This is a genomic window from Flavobacterium segetis, assembly GCF_900129575.1.
In the GTDB taxonomy this organism is placed as follows: domain Bacteria; phylum Bacteroidota; class Bacteroidia; order Flavobacteriales; family Flavobacteriaceae; genus Flavobacterium; species Flavobacterium segetis.
The window spans coordinates 20,328-37,421 of the sequence record NZ_FQWE01000006.1 but is presented as its reverse complement, the minus strand read 5'-3'; the positions used below and the strand labels follow the sequence as shown (position 1 = coordinate 37,421).

Annotated in this window: 13 protein-coding genes; all 13 read left to right on the top strand. The window is 32.3% G+C overall.

The window, feature by feature from the left end; genetic code table 11:
- Positions 1-62: 62 nt before the first annotated feature.
- The 13 genes from BUA99_RS09800 (at position 63) to BUA99_RS09740 (ending at position 17,052) form a co-directional block, all read left to right on the top strand.
- On the top strand, positions 63-4,061 hold the full coding sequence (locus BUA99_RS09800) for a non-ribosomal peptide synthetase (RefSeq protein WP_072991566.1): 3,999 nt from the start codon (positions 63-65) through the stop codon (positions 4,059-4,061).
- The gene (locus BUA99_RS09795; RefSeq protein ID WP_084673521.1) at positions 4,039-4,842 is read left to right on the top strand and encodes a 4'-phosphopantetheinyl transferase family protein; all 804 of its coding nucleotides are present in this window, start codon (positions 4,039-4,041) and stop codon (positions 4,840-4,842) included. The genes BUA99_RS09800 and BUA99_RS09795 overlap by 23 nt, the downstream gene beginning before the upstream one ends.
- A 28-nt stretch (positions 4,843-4,870) precedes the next feature.
- Positions 4,871-6,007, top strand: a complete 1,137-nt coding sequence (locus BUA99_RS09790) for an acyltransferase family protein (protein WP_072991561.1) — start codon at positions 4,871-4,873, stop codon at positions 6,005-6,007.
- Between the two features lie 179 nt (positions 6,008-6,186).
- Entirely contained in the window at positions 6,187-7,527 is a 1,341-nt protein-coding gene (locus BUA99_RS09785; protein WP_072991558.1) for a sigma-54-dependent transcriptional regulator, read from the top strand.
- Between the two features lie 161 nt (positions 7,528-7,688).
- A complete protein-coding gene (locus BUA99_RS09780; RefSeq protein WP_072991555.1) occupies positions 7,689-7,970 on the top strand; it encodes a DUF7674 family protein in 282 nt (93 codons plus the stop codon).
- A gap of 139 nt (positions 7,971-8,109) precedes the next feature.
- Entirely contained in the window at positions 8,110-8,400 is a 291-nt protein-coding gene (locus tag BUA99_RS09775) for a DUF7674 family protein (protein ID WP_072991552.1), read from the top strand.
- A 75-nt stretch (positions 8,401-8,475) separates the two neighbouring features.
- Positions 8,476-8,553: a K(+)-transporting ATPase subunit F gene (kdpF, locus tag BUA99_RS09770; RefSeq protein ID WP_072992107.1), complete on the top strand. Its 78-nt coding sequence runs from the start codon at positions 8,476-8,478 to the stop codon at positions 8,551-8,553.
- A gap of 35 nt (positions 8,554-8,588) precedes the next feature.
- Positions 8,589-10,277 (top strand): potassium-transporting ATPase subunit KdpA, encoded by a 1,689-nt coding sequence (kdpA, locus tag BUA99_RS09765; RefSeq protein ID WP_072991549.1) that lies wholly within the window; start codon positions 8,589-8,591, stop codon positions 10,275-10,277.
- A 12-nt stretch (positions 10,278-10,289) separates the two neighbouring features.
- A complete protein-coding gene (gene kdpB / locus BUA99_RS09760; protein ID WP_072991546.1) occupies positions 10,290-12,299 on the top strand; it encodes a potassium-transporting ATPase subunit KdpB in 2,010 nt (669 codons plus the stop codon).
- 13 nt (positions 12,300-12,312) lie between these two features.
- Complete coding sequence (locus BUA99_RS09755) at positions 12,313-12,873, top strand: K(+)-transporting ATPase subunit C (protein ID WP_072992105.1); 561 nt, start codon at positions 12,313-12,315, stop codon at positions 12,871-12,873.
- Positions 12,874-12,943: 70 nt separating this feature from the next.
- Positions 12,944-14,029, top strand: coding sequence for a porin (locus tag BUA99_RS09750; protein ID WP_072991543.1), 1,086 nt, complete (start codon positions 12,944-12,946; stop codon positions 14,027-14,029).
- A gap of 150 nt (positions 14,030-14,179) precedes the next feature.
- Positions 14,180-15,307, top strand: coding sequence for a histidine kinase (locus tag BUA99_RS09745; RefSeq protein WP_072991540.1), 1,128 nt, complete (start codon positions 14,180-14,182; stop codon positions 15,305-15,307).
- 17 nt (positions 15,308-15,324) lie between these two features.
- On the top strand, positions 15,325-17,052 hold the full coding sequence (locus tag BUA99_RS09740; protein WP_072991537.1) for an ATP-binding protein: 1,728 nt from the start codon (positions 15,325-15,327) through the stop codon (positions 17,050-17,052).
- Positions 17,053-17,094: the final 42 nt, after the last annotated feature.

Below are 17,094 nucleotides of genomic sequence, written 5' to 3'. Positions count from 1 at the left end.
CGATACATAATAACTAATAATAGAATCCGATTTAATTCATCCCTACCTAAAATCAATAGACAATGGAAGAAACATCACATCAAGAAAAAAAATTAGAAAATCTATCTGTGTTATCTGAAATTGAACTCTCAATTGAAACAACTAAAACACAGTTAGAAATTTGGACCGACTGTTTAATTGGAGGTGATAATGCAAATAAAGCCTATAATTTATCATATTCTATTAAATTATCGGGAGAATTTAATTTTGACATATTTAGAAAATCCTTTGATGCACTAATAGTGCGACATGAAAGTTTGAGATCCTCATTTAGTTCAGATGGACGCTACATGAACATTCTTAAAAAGCTTGAAATTAATATACCCATAAGCGATATATCCGAACTGTTAGGCGTTGAAAAAGAGGAAATCAAAAAAAATATTATAGATGAAGAAGTAAATTCTTATTTTAATCTTGTTTCGGATCCGCTAATAAGGGTAAAATTAATAAAAGTAGATATTCTAGAAAATATAATTATCATTACTCATCATCACATTATTGGAGATGGGTTGAGTATTACAATAATTCTTGAAGATCTAAGTGTATTATATTCGGCATTTATCGGAAACACAACTGCACAACTAAAAACGCCAACGAGATTTAGTGAATATGCTGCAAAAGTGAATTTATTATCAAGAACAGTTGATTATAAACAAACAGAAGATTTTTGGCTAAATATTTATAGTGATTCAGTTCCTCAAGTCGAATTACCGATTGATCAACCAAGGCCTGTTTTACGCACTTATGAAAGTCAGCGTTTGGATCTTCCCATTGATAGCTCAGTAATCAATTCTCTTAAACAGTTAGGAAAAAGTGCGGGTTGTAGTTTAACATCAACTATTTTAATAGCACTAGAAGTTTTTCTATACAAAATTACAGGTCAAAATGATTTAATCATTGGTTTTCCAACATCAGGAAATAGACGCTATGATATGACACATTTAGTTGGCGACTGTGCAAATCTTCTACCATTACGGACTAAAATAAATTCTAGTAATAGTTTTTTAGAATATTTAAAAGTAAGAAATCCCCAATTATTAGAAAGTTATATCAACAACCAAGTAAGTTTTGGACATCTTCTTCAAAAATTGGCATTAGCGCGCGATCCTTCAAGAGTTCCAATGGTGCCAGTAACTTTAACAGTAGATTTGAATAGAAATATTGAAAGTGAATTTTCATTTATCGGACTTACTTATGAGTTTGAAATTAATTCTAGAAAATATTCATCTTTTGAGCTTCAATTGCATTTTTGTATGTTTAAAAACAAACCTACTATTCAATGCTCTTATAATTCAGACCTTTTTAAAGAAAAAACTATAATTCAAATGCTATTGTCATTTGAAGAAGTCTTAAAAAAATTAATAACAGAACAAAATAGCGCAATAGGCACTATTATTAAAGATAACTATTTATCAAATTATTCTAAATTAAATAATACCAAGACCCCATACCCTCAAATTTCATTGGCCGAACTATTAAGTACACAGTCAGTAATCACCCCTAAAAATATCGCTATTGAATTTCATAACACTAAGATATCATACCGAGATTTACATATTAAAGTCAATCAATTTGCTCACTATCTAGTAGCTAATGGGGTTCAATCTGGTGATTATATAGCTGTTTCTTTTCCCAGAAGTCCTGAATTGGTATATTCAATTTTAGCAATTATTCAATGTGGAGCCGCTTATTTACCTCTTGATCACGAATATCCCATAAAGCGTATTGAGTATATGATGGAAGATTCTGGAGCAAAATTTTTATTAACTGGTAAAGCTTTGTCTCTGTCATTACCAAAATGCTCGAATACAATTTTAATTGATGATGCCATGAAGTCATTAAACCAATATCCATCATCAAAATTAGATAGATATGTTGATCCTGAGGATGTACTGTATCTTCTATATACTTCTGGCTCTACTGGTAAACCAAAAGGAGCAAAAATAACTAATAGAAATTTAGTGAATTTATTTTGCTCATTAGAGAATGAACCGGGTATTGAAGTAACGGATAGAGTTCCTTTTATTTCAACTATCTCTTTTGATATTGCAAGCTTTGAATTATTTTTTCCGCTTTACAAAGGAGCAGTTTTAGTCATACCAAGCCACGAAACAGCAAGTGATGGTAGATTACTCAATGAAATGCTAGAAAAAGAAAAAATTTCATTGATAATAGCCACACCTACAACTTATCAAATGCTTATTGACGCTGGATGGAAAAACAAATTACCAATAAAAATTTGGTGTTGCGGAGAACCGCTACCTGCCAAATTAGCTAAAGAACTTATTGAAAGATCTAAAGAACTTTGGACTTTGTATGGACCTACAGAAGTAACTATTTTCTCTTCGTATAAGCGCATAAAAACTGAAGATACAATAATTTCAGTCGGCAGTCCCATTGCAAATATGCAATATTATATAGTTGATGAACACATGAATTTATTGCCGCCAAACACAATTGGGGAAATTGCAATTGGGGGTGATGGTGTAGGAAAAGGTTATTTAAACAGAACAGAGTTAACTGCAGCAAAATACATTCCTAATATCTTTTCTAAAGATAAAAATGCAATTTTATATCTTTCAGGAGATTTAGGTAAATTACTACTCACTAATGAAGTGATGTGTTTAGGACGTGTTGATCATCAAGTAAAAGTGAGAGGGCACCGCATTGAAATTGGAGAAATAGAACACGTTTTGATGTCAATAGATAATATAAAATCAGCAATTGTGCTTGCAAAAGCTGATATTCTCGTTGCTTTTCTTGTGCTAAATTATAAAAATACAAAGCAAATAGAGCAAATTAGACAGTGGAGAAATTATTTGTCTTCACAGTTGCCAAATTTTATGGTACCGCATGAATTTCATATTCTTGATAAAATGCCAACTACATTAAATGATAAGATAGATCGAAAAAAATTATTAGATTACAAATCCGTTTTAAAGATAGAAGAAAATTTTACAGCACCCAGAAGCAGTGAGGAAAAGTTAGTAGCAGAAATTTGGCAAGAAAGTTTAAAAAAAGAAAGAATTGATATTTTTAGTAACTTCTTTGAAATGGGGGGACATTCGATAATGGCGGTAAATGTTATGATGAAAATAGAGAAAAAAACTGGAATAAGAATCCCGCTATCAACACTGTTTCAATATTCAACAATTGAGAAATTTGCTAAGTTGCTAATTAAAGATAATCAAATTTCAAGTAACCATTTAGTCCCAATGAAACCTGAAGGTATTAAACCGCCTCTATTTATCGTACACGGAGCTGGATTAAATATTTTGAATTTTGCCCATCTCATTAAGCATTTTGATCAAGAACAACCAATATATGGTTTTCAAGGAGTTGGACCTGAAGGATATGATAATTGGTTTACATCTATTGAGGCAATGGCGGCTGAATATATTCGGTTAATTATCAAGATAAATCCCAGTGGACCCTATGCTCTAGCTGGTTTTTCTTTTGGTGGTGTTGTTGCTTTTGAAATGGCTCGCCAACTTGAGGAAAAAGGTAGAAAAGTAACAATGATTGCACTATTAGATACCTATGTAGATTCATCCTATTACTATAAATTTTATTGGCAAAAAGTAATAATAAGATATATTGACCGCACTTACAGACGGATTGATTATTTAAAAGAAATATTAACGAGCTGGAAATCTTTTAAAAAACGAGTCAATTCTAAAAAAATATATTTACAAAAAAAATATTTTGGTCTAAAAGAGTGTATCACGGATCAAGATGCAATAGCCCTACAGCAATTTAGTGAGGCTGATTTTATGGTTAATAAAATAGTCAATTATTATCAATTATTACCTCACAATTTGGAAGTAGATCTATTTCGAGCAAAGGATGATGATGATCATAAATTAGATCCAAAACATCTAGGCTGGAAAAAAGCAGCATTAAAAGGTGTTAACACTCACATTATAAATGGTGATCATCTCAATATTGTAGCCCCTCCAAATGATATAGTATTAGCAAATATGCTGCAAAATATCTTAAATGAGAGACATGGAAACTGCTAAGGTTACTATATCGTCCCAAAAAATTAAGGAATCAAAGTTGACTCCCATTAATGATAATTTTTTAAAAACTCAAGATATTGTTATTTATACAATTTATCTTACTGAATTTTATGATTTACAAAGTGAACTATTAAAATTATTAAATGAGAAGGAAATTAAAAAAGCCAGGCGTTTTTATAAAGATATAGATAAAAAGCAATTTATAACATACAGAGCAATTCTCAAATATATTTTAGCTGCATATGCAAAAATTGATGTTAAAAACATCCATTTTGGTGTCTCGCTAAATAATAAACCATTTTTAATTTCACATCCATGGTTACATTTTAATATTTCACATTCTAAAGATTTTGCAGTTATAGCAATATCACTTAAAAAAGTTGGAATAGACATTGAATACATGTCTGAAGATTTTGATTACACTGAACTGCTTCCAGATATTTTTGACTACGAAGAAATATTATCTATTGAAAATTCAAATGATAAAAAACATGCTTTTTATACAGCTTGGACACGCAAAGAATCTTTCGTAAAAGCGCTGGGAAAAGGAATCGACGAGGACTTTAAGTACATACCATGTTCCGATGGTCAACATAATATTAATTTAACATTACTGAAAAATAATGAAAATTGGCAAATTGTCAGTTTTAATTTAAAATTCGATTATGTAGGTTCAATAGCTTTTGAAGAATTGGCAGCAATTACGCACAACATAAAGTTTCAGAAGATACCAAATAATCTGCATGAAATAAAAAATATGACGAGATTAGGCAATAAATAAAAATTTTAACTTTTAGACCGTGCGATTTATGATAGAGAATAAAAATCGGATTCAAATTTTTGACATCGCGAAAGGTATAAGTATAATATTAATGACAATTAGTCGCTATGATTTTACTGAAATTTACCCCACTTTATTGTCCTTTCAAAATATAGTAATGGTTTTTAAAATGCCCTCCTTTATATTTATATCAGGATATCTAATGAGCAGTAGACTCAATTTTAGAACTTTTTTGTATAATAAAATAGATGGCTTACTTAAACCATTAATCAGCTTCGCATTTAGTTTAACGCTTCTATACATCATCTTGTATATCGCTGCTTCAAATACAGTCACCTTAAACGGTTGCTTAAATTACATTATTAATTTGGCTAGAGCATTCTATCACGGAAGCTTTGATATGATAAATGTTTCATTTTGGTTCATAGGTGGCTTATTCTTAGGTCAAATTTCGCTTAAAGGATTTTTAGTAATTTTCAAATCAAAAAAACCTTTAAACTATATATTTTTGACCATTTTTTTTATTGTTCTTTTTATTTTATCTTCAATCAATATTAAATTTTATTGGACAGAGTACATACCTATTTTTTTTACTTACTTACTTTTAGGTTATACTTTTAAAATACTATTTGCACGATATTTAAAGGGAACTAATTTCTTCTATGGTAACAAAATGATTATTTTTCCATTGCTGTATGCTGTAACCGTTATAGTTTTTACAAAATTAAATATTGAAATAAATTTAAATATCGCAGGACTTCACTTCAATTATCATTATCTTCTATTACTATCAGTTGTTGGCGTTTTCTCTTTACTATATGTTTGCAGATATATTGAAAAAATTCCTATAGTTCGTTCACTTTTAATCTATTGTTCTAGAGCTAGTTTTTTTATTTTGGCATACCATATATTTATAAAAGATGTATTTGCTATCATGTTCGATTTAGAAAATTACAATCCTCTATTACATACTATTTTATTTTTTTTAAATATCATGTTATGTTGTACAATTTATATGTTTTTAAAAAAAGTCACAGTTATTCGTATCTTCTTTTATCCCATTAAAACCATCGAACTAAGTGAAATTGAAATCAAAATAGTAAACGTGATATATATCAATAAATATATTCCGAAAGAATTTTTATTAAACAAGAACATGACATAAGCAAAAATTATAATATTTGCTAAAATGTACTTTATTGAATATTACAAAAAAGACAGTTAGAAACTTAACTATAACTGTAACAATAATAAAATCATAATTTATAAAATTAATATAATTTATAAAATTATATCTGATCGATAAATAAATTCTAATTTTACAAAAATTAAATTTAAATCGAATTGAGAAATATTCTAATAATCGACGACGAAGAAAAGTTAAGAGGTCTTCTTGCTCGAATTGTAAAGTCAGAAGGTTTTGTGGTACTTGAAGCAGCCGATTTGAAATCTGGTTTCAAGAAATTAGAACAAAATGAAATTGATGTTGTCCTTTGTGACGTAAAACTCCCTGATGGCAACGGCGTTGACTTTCTCGAAAAAATTAAAGCTAGTTTTCCTTTAACAGAAGTAATTTTGTTAACCGCCTACGGTAAAATCTCCGATGGTGTGCAAGCCATGAAAAATGGTGCTTTTGATTACATTGTAAAAGGGGATGATAATGACAAAATAATTCCTCTTCTATACAAAGCAATTGAGAAGGTTACTCTTCAGCAAAAAATTAAGCAGCTAGAAAAACGAATTTCAAAAAAGTATTCCTTTGATGCTATTATTGGAAAATCAAAAGGATTAGAACAAGTTATAGAGTTATCCAAAAAAGTGGCAAATACGGATTCTACCGTGCTTTTAACTGGAGAAACTGGAACGGGTAAGGAAGTTTTTGCACAAGCGATTCATGAGAACAGTACTAGAGCAGGAAAATCATTTGTGGCCTTAAATTGCAGCACCTTTAGCAAAGAACTTTTAGAAAGTGAATTGTTTGGTCATAAACAAGGCTCATTTACTGGCGCTATTAAAGATAAAAAAGGTTTTATAGAAGAAGCCAATGGCGGAACCTTATTTCTAGATGAAATTGGCGAAATGCCAATAGATTTACAAGCTAAATTACTTCGTGTTCTTGAAACGAGTGAATACATTCCTGTTGGAGATTCTACACCAAAAAAATCAAATTTCCGCTTGATTGCAGCTACCAATAGAAATTTGAAAACAGAAAGTGACGAAAAACGCTTTCGTCAAGATTTATACTTTAGATTAAATATTTTTGAGATTACTATTCCGCCTTTACGAGAACGAATCAAAGATATCGAACCATTGACTCATTATTTTGTAAGTCAGTTTGCTGAAAAAATGAATCGACAAACATTACAAATTGATAGTGATTTTTTGCAAAAATTAGAAGTCTATCAATGGCCTGGAAACATTAGAGAATTAAAAAATGTAATTGAGCGCACTGTAATTTTATGCAGTGGAACAGTTTTAACCATAGATTTACTTCCTTACGAAATGCAGCAAGAACAAAGTAAAAATATTAAAAGCTTATCGGCGTTTTCTATGCAAAGTGTCGAAAAACTACATATCCAAAAATTATTAAATTATACTAAAGGTAATAAAGCCGAAGCAGCTCGTTTACTCGAAATTGGTATTGCTACCTTATATCGAAAATTAGAAGAATATAACATTCAATAAAGACCTATCATTTCAATAAAAGTCTATCATTATGATAGGCTTTTTTTATGTCTTTTTTTTAAAGGAACTAGTTAAAACCAACGCTAGTAATGCTTTACGGAAATCGATATTTATTGGAACAGGATTTGGCATGGGTGAGGAGAACATAAAAATTCATCCTTATGAAAAATCAAGTCATTACAATTTACAAACAAGCAGAACGTTTCGCAGAAATCACAAAAAAAGCGATTAGTGCTGGAAATATTGCTAGAGCTAAAAAATGTCTAGCACACGCAGAATACTTATTCAACAGCGGAAGCAACGAAACTAAAAGTGTCATTTCTAATATTTATGTTTTTTCAGTTTCTTCTTTTATGGAACTCCGTCATTGTAGCATTTCTAATCTCTTCCCTAAAAATTTGAAATTAGAGTATAACAAGCAAATCAATTCTTTAGGAGTATAATAACCAATGATACTCTTCCTATTACAATTTTAATTCACTTAGATCCATTTATTATGTTAACACTTATCCTTTTCGCTCTCGGTTTATTATGCTTTTGGCTGCTCTATCTCTCTATCAATTATTTTGACAACATCTAATAATGAAAACAAAAATCTACGAGGCTATCCAGCAATGGATTCCCGATTCCAAAAACTGGACTGATTTTCCATCTACTAATGATGAAACCATTAATCAATATGCACTATTAAAAAGTATTGCTAGATTTTGTGTGGAGAAAATGGATTCATTTGATGAATCTGAGTCAGAATCAGCAAGAGAAATTATTAGAGTGATCAACATGTTGTATGAAAGTGGCAATCAATACACTAGAAATGCAATTGAGAACGAATTCTTTACTGAATTAAGTGCTCAAGAAAATCCAGCAAGTTAAAAGAAGCATTAGGATTTTCTTTCAAAAGAATCAAAACAAGGCTATTTAAGAACACTATTAGAAAACTAAAAAATTATGACCGCATTATTTATTATAGCAATTGCAGTTTTTATCTACATCTGTTATGTACTATTAAAACCTGAAAAATTTTAGGAACCAAAGAATTATTTAACCCTTAATACTAAAAAATGAATACAGAAATATTAGGAATTATAGCGATGTTTTTGCTCACCTTAGCACTCGCTATTCCGTTAGGAAAATATATTTCCAAGGTTTACGGAATGGAGAAAACTTGGCTGGATTTTATATTTAATCCACTTGAAAAGTTATTTTTCAAATTAAGCGGTGTCAATCCAGCCGAAGAAATGAACTGGAAACAACACATGAAAGCGTTACTAACCATAAACTTAATATGGTTTGTCTTGGGAATGATTATTCTGATGACTATGGGAAGTTTACCCCTAAATCCCGATGGAAATCCAAGTATGTCCGCTGATTTAGCTTTTAACACTGCTATTTCATTCGTGGTCAATTGCAACTTACAACACTATTCAGGAGAAACTGGAATAAGTTATTTAGGACAATTTTATTTGATGTTCTTGCAATTTGTAAGTGCAGCAACGGGAATGGCAGCTGCAGTAGTGGTCTTTAGAGCTTTTAGAGATAAAACAACAACGGAACTAGGGAATTTTTATACCTATTTCATGAAATCTTGCACTCGCATATTGTTACCACTTTCTTTTGTTGTAGCAACTCTTTTGGCTTTCCAAGGAACACCCATGACATTTGAAGGAAAAGACAGCATTACTACTTTGCAAGGTGATGCACAAGAGGTTTCTCGCGGACCAGCAGCAGGATTTGTTGCCATCAAACACATTGGAACAAATGGTGGAGGATTTTTTGGAACTAACGGAGCGCATCCTCTAGAGAATCCAACTTATTTCACCAATATGTTAGAAATGTGGGCTCAAATGATTATTCCGTTTGCTATGATATTTGCCTTTGGATATTTCATTAAAAGAAAAAAGTTCTCATGGATGATTTTCGGGGTTATGACTATTGGCTTCTTGGCTTTGGCGATTCCAAATGTGATCGGTGAAATGCAAGGAAACCCAATGATTGAGAAAATGGGAATTGATACTTCACTTGGTGCCATGGAAGGTAAAGAAACAAGGATTGGCGCGGCAGCTACTGGTTATTGGAGTATTGCTACTACGGTAATATCAACAGGATCTGTCAATTCTATGCACGACAGTACGATGCCACTTTCTGGAATGAATGAATTGCTTGCCATGATGATAAACAGTTTTTATGGTGGAGTTGGAGTTGGAATTTTAAACTTTTTTGTCTTTATCATTTTGGCTGTTTTCATTAGTGGATTAATGGTAGGAAGGACACCCGAATTCTTTGGTAAAAAAGTGGAAGCTCGTGAAATGAAAATAGCGATGATTATTGCATTAATGCATCCATTCTTAATCTTAGTGGGAACCGCATTAACAGCAGCAATGCCAGAATATGGTACGGCAACTTTAAATAATCCTGGATTTCACGGTTTGAGTGAAATGCTTTACGAGTTTACTTCTGCATCAGCAAATAACGGTAGTGGATTTGAAGGTTTAGGAGACAACACAGTTTGGTGGAATGTTTCTACGGGAATTGTTTTAATTCTAGCACGATTTTTACCCATAATCGGACCTGTAGCCATTGCTGGACTGTTAGCACAGAAAAAATACATACCTGAAAGCGACGGAACGTTAAGAACTGATACAGGAACTTTTGGTGTAGTAACATTGACTGTAATAGTGATTATTGCCGCGTTAGCCTTTTTCCCTGTATTAGCCTTAGGACCGATAGCTGAATATTTTACCATTTACTAAAAAGAATTTAAAATGAATAAAGATCAATCCTTATTTCAAAAAGACATCATGCAACAAGCATTGGTTAAATCTTTTGTGAAATTGAATCCGAAACTTATGTTTCGAAATCCTGTGATGTTTACGGTAGAAATCGGAACATTTGTAATGCTTGTTGTTTCTATTTGGACTTTGACAGGCGAAACTTCACAAGGTAGTTTTGGATATAATTTTGTTGTATTCCTAGTCTTATTGTTGACGTTGTTGTTTGCCAATTTTGCCGAAGCCATTGCCGAAGCAAGAGGAAAAGCACAAGCCGATAGTTTAAGAAAAACAAGGGAAGAAACTCCTGCAACTTTAAAAAGCGGTGAAAAAATATCATCCTCTGAACTTAAAAAAGGCGATTTATTTGTGTGCGAAGCCGGCGATATTATTCCAACTGATGGAGAAATCGTAGAAGGTTTGGCCACCATTGATGAAAGTGCCATAACAGGTGAATCTGCTCCCGTAATTCGAGAATCTGGTGGAGATAAAAGTTCCGTTACCGGTGGTACAAAAGTACTTTCTGACCGAATTGTTGTAGAAGTTACTAATGAACCAGGCGAAAGTTTTTTAGATAAAATGATTGCTTTGGTAGAAGGAGCTTCACGCCAAAAAACACCAAATGAAATCGCCTTAACCATTTTACTTGCTGGGTTTACCTTAGTATTCATCATTGTTTGTGTGACTTTAAAACCATTAGCAGATTATTCGAATGTAAATATTACAATAGCTTCTTTTATTGCCTTATTTGTTTGCTTAATTCCAACAACCATTGGAGGACTTTTATCAGCAATTGGAATTGCAGGAATGGACCGCGCTTTGAGAGCGAATGTAATCACGAAAAGTGGTAGAGCGGTTGAAACTGCTGGAGATATTGATGTATTACTGTTGGATAAAACCGGAACAATTACGATTGGGAACCGAAAAGCAACTCACTTCTACCCTGCTCCTGGAATTACAGAAGCACAATTAATCAAAGCGGCATTTTTAAGTTCTATTTCTGATGAAACACCAGAAGGAAAATCGATTGTTGAATTGTCAAAAATAGATCCTTTAACTTTTCAAAATAGTAACGCACAATTTATCAAGTTTACTGCCGAGACGAGAAGTTCAGGAATCAATTTTGACAGTACTCGTATTAGAAAAGGAGCTACAGATGCCATTAAAAACATGGTGACAAATGCTGGAAATACTTTTCCAACCGAACTTTTGGATCAAGTAAAAGTAATTGCTGAAAATGGAGGTACGCCTTTAGTAGTTTCTGAAAATGAAGTGGCTCTTGGAGTAATCGAATTGCAAGACATCATTAAAACTGGGATGTTCGAGCGATTTGAGCGCCTTCGCAAAATGGGAATTAAAACGGTAATGGTAACAGGTGATAATCCTTTGACTGCCAAATTTATTGCTGAAAAAGCTGGTGTTGATGACTTTATTGCCGAAGCGAAACCAGAAGATAAAATGAATTACATCAAGCAAGAGCAAATGGCTGGACGACTTGTTGCTATGATGGGAGATGGTACGAATGATGCTCCTGCCCTTGCCCAAGCTGATGTTGGTGTTGCCATGAATAGCGGAACACAAGCGGCTAAAGAAGCAGGAAATATGGTCGATTTAGACAATGATCCAACCAAATTAATTGAAATCGTGGAAATTGGCAAACAGTTATTAATGACTCGCGGTACGCTTACCACGTTTAGTATTGCCAATGATGTGGCCAAATATTTTGCTATCATTCCAGCTTTATTTATCACTGCAATTCCCGCACTTCAAGGATTAAACATAATGCATTTACACAGTCCTGAAAGTGCAATACTTTCAGCAGTAATTTTCAACGCGATCATTATACCGTTCTTGATTCCATTGGCTTTAAAAGGAGTGAGTTACAAACCAATTGGCGCTAGTGCTTTATTGAGAAGAAATTTATTGCTGTTTGGTGTTGGTGGAATCATCGTTCCCTTCATCGGTATCAAATTGATTGATATTGTAGTTGCATTATTTATTTAAAAAAATAGAAATTATGAAAGATAATTTAATAAAAGGAATAAGAATGACCGTGGTGTTGCTGGTGCTTTTCACAGTAATTTATCCACTATCGGTATGGGCAGTTGCTCAATTAGCGCCTAACAACGGAAAAGGCGAAATCGTGTCTTACAAACAAACCAAAGGATACGCTAACATTGGACAAAGCTTTACGAAAGACGAATACTTCTGGGGACGACCATCAGCGGTAGACTATAATGCTGCTGGATCAGGAGCAAGTAATAAAGGAGCTTCAAATGAAGAATATCTAGCCGTAGTTCAAGGTCGAATTGATACTTTTTTACTTAAAAATCCAAGTGTTAAAAAATCGGAGATTCCAGTTGATTTAGTAACAGCCAGTGGAAGTGGATTAGATCCGAATATTTCAGTAACAAGTGCTAAAATTCAAATCTCTCGAATTCAGAAAACAAGAAATATAGATCCTGAAAAAGTAAACACCTTGATTGACGCCAACACAGAACAACCTTTATTAGAGATGTTTGGACCAGCAAAAATTAATGTTCTAAAACTAAATATTGCTCTAGACCAACTAAAATAAAGCCGTAATCAGAGCTAGGGAGGTTTTGCCATACCTCCCTTTTTTTAAAAATCAACTTAATGAATACAAAATGAATACAAAAATAAGTCTAGCTGCTTTAACTTTATGTTTTTCAGGAGTAGCTTTTGCGCAAGAAGAAAAATCTGAAAATCCATTGAAAATAAGTGGATATGCTGAAACCTATTTTCAATATGACGCTAATAATCCCGACAATAATTCGCGTCCAGGATTCATATACAGCCACAACCGTAACAATGAGGTAAGTTTGAACCTTGGATTTGTAAAAGCCAATTTCGAAACTGAAAAGGTACGTGCCAACATAGCTATTGCGGCGGGTTCCTATATGAATGCCAATTATGCAGCAGAACCCGGAGTTTTAAAAAATGTTTATGAAGCAAACATAGGTTTTAAATTGGCAAGGAACCAAAACTTATGGATCACAGCAGGAATTTTACCTTCGCATATCGGTTATGAAAGTGCTATTGGAGCCGATTGCTTTACCTTAACTAGAAGTATTATGGCGGAAAATTCTCCTTATTTTGAGGCTGGAGCCAAAATTACGTACATTTCGCCAAGTGGACAATGGGAATTGACGGGATTGTATCTTAACGGATGGCAACGAATTGAGCGTGTCGATGGTAATACAACACCGAGTTTTGGTCATCAAATTGTGTACAGACCTTCATCAAAATTTTCAATAAATAGTAGCTCTTTTATAGGAAATGATAAAGCGTATAACGTACGTCAAAAACGTTATTTCCATGATTTATATGCTGCTTATGATTTAACCAGTAAAGTAAAACTTTTAGCGGGATTTGATATCGGTTGGGAACAAGCCGCACTTCAAAGTGATGAGTATAACAAATGGCACGGAGCTTCTGTAATGGCGCAATTGATGGCAACTGATAAATTAAATTTTGCAGTAAGAGGAGAATATTACCAAGATAAAAAAGGAATAATAATTGCATCAGGAACCTCAAATGGTTTTGAAACCTACGGCGTTTCATTAAACGCGGATTATAAAATATATCCAAATTTAATGTGGAGAACTGAAATTAAAAATTACACTAGTGAAGATGCCGTTTTTGCTAAAAACACCGCTGAAGTATCAGATACTAGTTTTTCTATAGTTACTGCTTTGGCTATCAAATTTTAAATTAAAAGTTTTGCCGTGAAGGCACAAAGACTCAAAGTTTTCTTTTCTAAAAAGTAATGAAAAGATCTGTTTTTCAAGAAGTATTTTAAATTTTGTTACAAAAAACTCTTAGTGACTTTGTGCCTTAGCGGCAAAAATAATTTAACCGAAATGGACAACGAAAAAGAAAATAATGTCAAGCACTTTCTAGATTTAATTCAGAAATCTCGCAAAGGAAAGTTTAAAATCTACATTGGGATGAGCGCTGGTGTGGGAAAAACGTATCGCATGCTTCAAGAAGCGCACACCTTATTAAAGAACGGTATTGATGTTAAAATTGGATATATTGAAACCCATAATCGCAAAGAAACGCATGAATTATTAGCTGGTCTTCCTATTATTCCGCGCCGTACTATTTTCTATAAAGGGAAGCAACTGGAAGAAATGGACGTTCAAGCGATTATTAATTTACGTCCAGAAGTGGTGATTGTCGATGAGCTAGCACATACGAATATAGAAGGAAGTAAAAATGAAAAACGCTGGCAAGATGTTTTAGAAATTCTAGAATCTGGAATCAATGTAATTTCGGCAGTAAATATTCAGCATATAGAAAGTTTAAATCAAGATGTAAAACGAATTACTACTATTGATGTACAAGAGAGAATTCCAGATCATGTGTTGCGAATGGCAGATGAAGTGGTGAATATCGATTTAACTTCAGAGGATTTGATTGCACGATTGAAAGAAGGCAAAATTTATACGGCTGATAAAATACCAACCGCATTGAATAACTTTTTCAAATCAGATCAAATTTTACAATTACGTGAATTAGCTTTGAAAGAAGTGGTGAATCAAGTAGGTCGCAAAGTAGAAAATGAAGTCCCTAAAAATTTAGCGCTTAAACCTCAAAAAATAGTCGCTTGCATCAGTAGTAATGATAAAATGGCTAAAATTGTGATTCGGAAAACAGCGAGATTAGCAAGTTATTACAATTGCAAATGGTATGTTTTGTATGTAGAAACTCCGAAAGAAAGTTCCAATAAAATAGCCTTAGATAAACAGCGCCATTTAATCAATAATTTCAAATTAGCGTCACAATTAAATGCTGAGGTTATCAAAGTAGAAAATAATAGCATTACCGATGCGATATTAGAAATTGTTGAACAGAAAAATATTACAACTGTTTGTATTGGGAAACCACATTTAAATTTATTTAAAGTAATTTTATCGACTACTATATTTAATAAATTACTGAATAATCTATCTTCATCAAATATTGACTTAGTAATTTTGTCATAACATTTATTTCTAGCATCATGAAAATAAAAACCAAATTAAATCTAGGGGTAGGATTACTATTCTTAATGATTATTATTCTATCGTTAATTAGTGCCTACTCTGTTTTCTTGATAAAAATAGACACACAAAATATATTAAAAGCCAACTATAATACGTTAGAGTATTCTCGTAATATGCTGCTTTCGCTTGAAAAAACTGGAGAAGATCGAAAAATTGATATTGCTTTTTTCGAAAAAAACCTTAAAAGTCAAATGGAAAATGCAACTGAAATTGGAGAAGCAAATGCTAACATTATACTTGAAAAAAAGTTTACAGAGCTTAAAATTGATTTTAGTAATGAAACAATCAAAAATCAAATTCGGCAAGGTATTTTTGAGATAATGAAGTTGAATATGAATGCTATTAAACAAAAGAGTGATGTTGCAACGCACACAGCGGAAACTGCTAATTTATGGATTGCCATTACTGGAACACTTTGCTTTTTAATTGCCTTTAATTTATTAGTTAATTTACCTAATAATATTGCCAATCCTATTAAAGAACTGACAGATAGTATCAAGGAAATTGCAAACAAAAATTATTCGCAACGAGTGCATTTTATGAACCATAATGAATTTGGAGATCTAGCAAAATCATTCAATTCAATGGCAGAGAAATTACAAGAATACAGCAGCAGTAATTTGCATAAATTATCATTCGAGAAAAGAAGATTAGAAACATTGATAAACAACATGCACGATCCTATTATAGGTTTAGACGATAAAGGAAGCGTATTATTTGTGAACAACGAAGCTTTAAAAATTATAGGATTAAAATCAGAAGAAGTTGTGGGACAATTAGCTACTACTCTTGCGCTGAAAAACGATTTAATGAAATCATTGATTATCAGTACTTTTAAAGACGATAAGAAGAAAGCAGAACCAATGAAAATTTTTGCAGATAATGTAGAAAGTTATTTTGAAAAGGAAATAGTTAGTATCACGATTAAACCAACAGGCGAAGACCGAACAATTGATATAGGTGATGTAATTATTCTAAGAAATATTACAGTATTCAAAGAATTAGATTTCGCAAAAACAAATTTTATAGCTACCGTTTCGCATGAGTTAAAAACACCTATTTCTTCTATAAAAATGAGTTTACAATTACTGGAAAAAGAAGATACTGGCACAATCAATGAAGATCAGAAACAATTAATTTGTAGTATTAAGGAAGATAGCGAAAGACTACTAAAGATTACGGGAGAACTACTCGATTTATCACAAGTGGAAACTGGGAAATTACATCTTACGATCGATAATACTAGTGCTTACGAAATTATAGATTACTCAATTGCAGCTGTAAAAGTAAAGGCTGAACAAAAAGGAATCCAAATTATCATCGTTGCAGAGGAAAACTTACCTTTGGTAAAAGCAGATAACGATAAAACCTCTTGGGTATTAATTAATTTTTTAACAAATGCTATTACCTACTCCTCTGAAAATAGTAAAATTATTGTCAAAGTAAAAGGGGATAAAAACACAATTGTCTTTGAAGTTATAGACAAAGGAAAAGGAATTGACAGCCATTATAAAAATAAAGTTTTTGATAAATATTTCCAAATCCCAGGAAGTCATAAGTTAGGAACTGGTTTAGGCTTAGCCATTAGCAAAGAATTTATTGAAGCTCAAAATGGTACAATCGGTGTGAAAAGTGAGTTAGGTTTGGGAAGTACTTTTAGTGTAGTATTACCGGCTGTTTCCTAAGAATGGAAACTACTTTTTACCTAAAAACATAACTCTAATAAA

Bases quoted from the DNA above. Each gene is read 5' to 3' on its own strand.
- BUA99_RS09790 (WP_072991561.1), top strand. From the start codon at position 4,871: ATGATAGAGAATAAAAATCGGATTCAAATTTTTGACATCGCGAAAGGT.
- BUA99_RS09775 (WP_072991552.1), top strand. From the start codon at position 8,110: ATGAAAACAAAAATCTACGAGGCTATCCAGCAATGGATTCCCGATTCC.
- BUA99_RS09800 (WP_072991566.1), top strand. From the start codon at position 63: ATGGAAGAAACATCACATCAAGAAAAAAAATTAGAAAATCTATCTGTG.
- kdpA (WP_072991549.1), top strand. From the start codon at position 8,589: ATGAATACAGAAATATTAGGAATTATAGCGATGTTTTTGCTCACCTTA.
- BUA99_RS09755 (WP_072992105.1), top strand. From the start codon at position 12,313: ATGAAAGATAATTTAATAAAAGGAATAAGAATGACCGTGGTGTTGCTG.
- BUA99_RS09795 (WP_084673521.1), top strand. From the start codon at position 4,039: ATGAGAGACATGGAAACTGCTAAGGTTACTATATCGTCCCAAAAAATT.
- BUA99_RS09750 (WP_072991543.1), top strand. From the start codon at position 12,944: ATGAATACAAAAATAAGTCTAGCTGCTTTAACTTTATGTTTTTCAGGA.
- BUA99_RS09780 (WP_072991555.1), top strand. From the start codon at position 7,689: ATGAAAAATCAAGTCATTACAATTTACAAACAAGCAGAACGTTTCGCA.
- BUA99_RS09740 (WP_072991537.1), top strand. From the start codon at position 15,325: ATGAAAATAAAAACCAAATTAAATCTAGGGGTAGGATTACTATTCTTA.
- kdpF (WP_072992107.1), top strand. From the start codon at position 8,476: ATGACCGCATTATTTATTATAGCAATTGCAGTTTTTATCTACATCTGT.
- kdpB (WP_072991546.1), top strand. From the start codon at position 10,290: ATGAATAAAGATCAATCCTTATTTCAAAAAGACATCATGCAACAAGCA.
- BUA99_RS09745 (WP_072991540.1), top strand. From the start codon at position 14,180: ATGGACAACGAAAAAGAAAATAATGTCAAGCACTTTCTAGATTTAATT.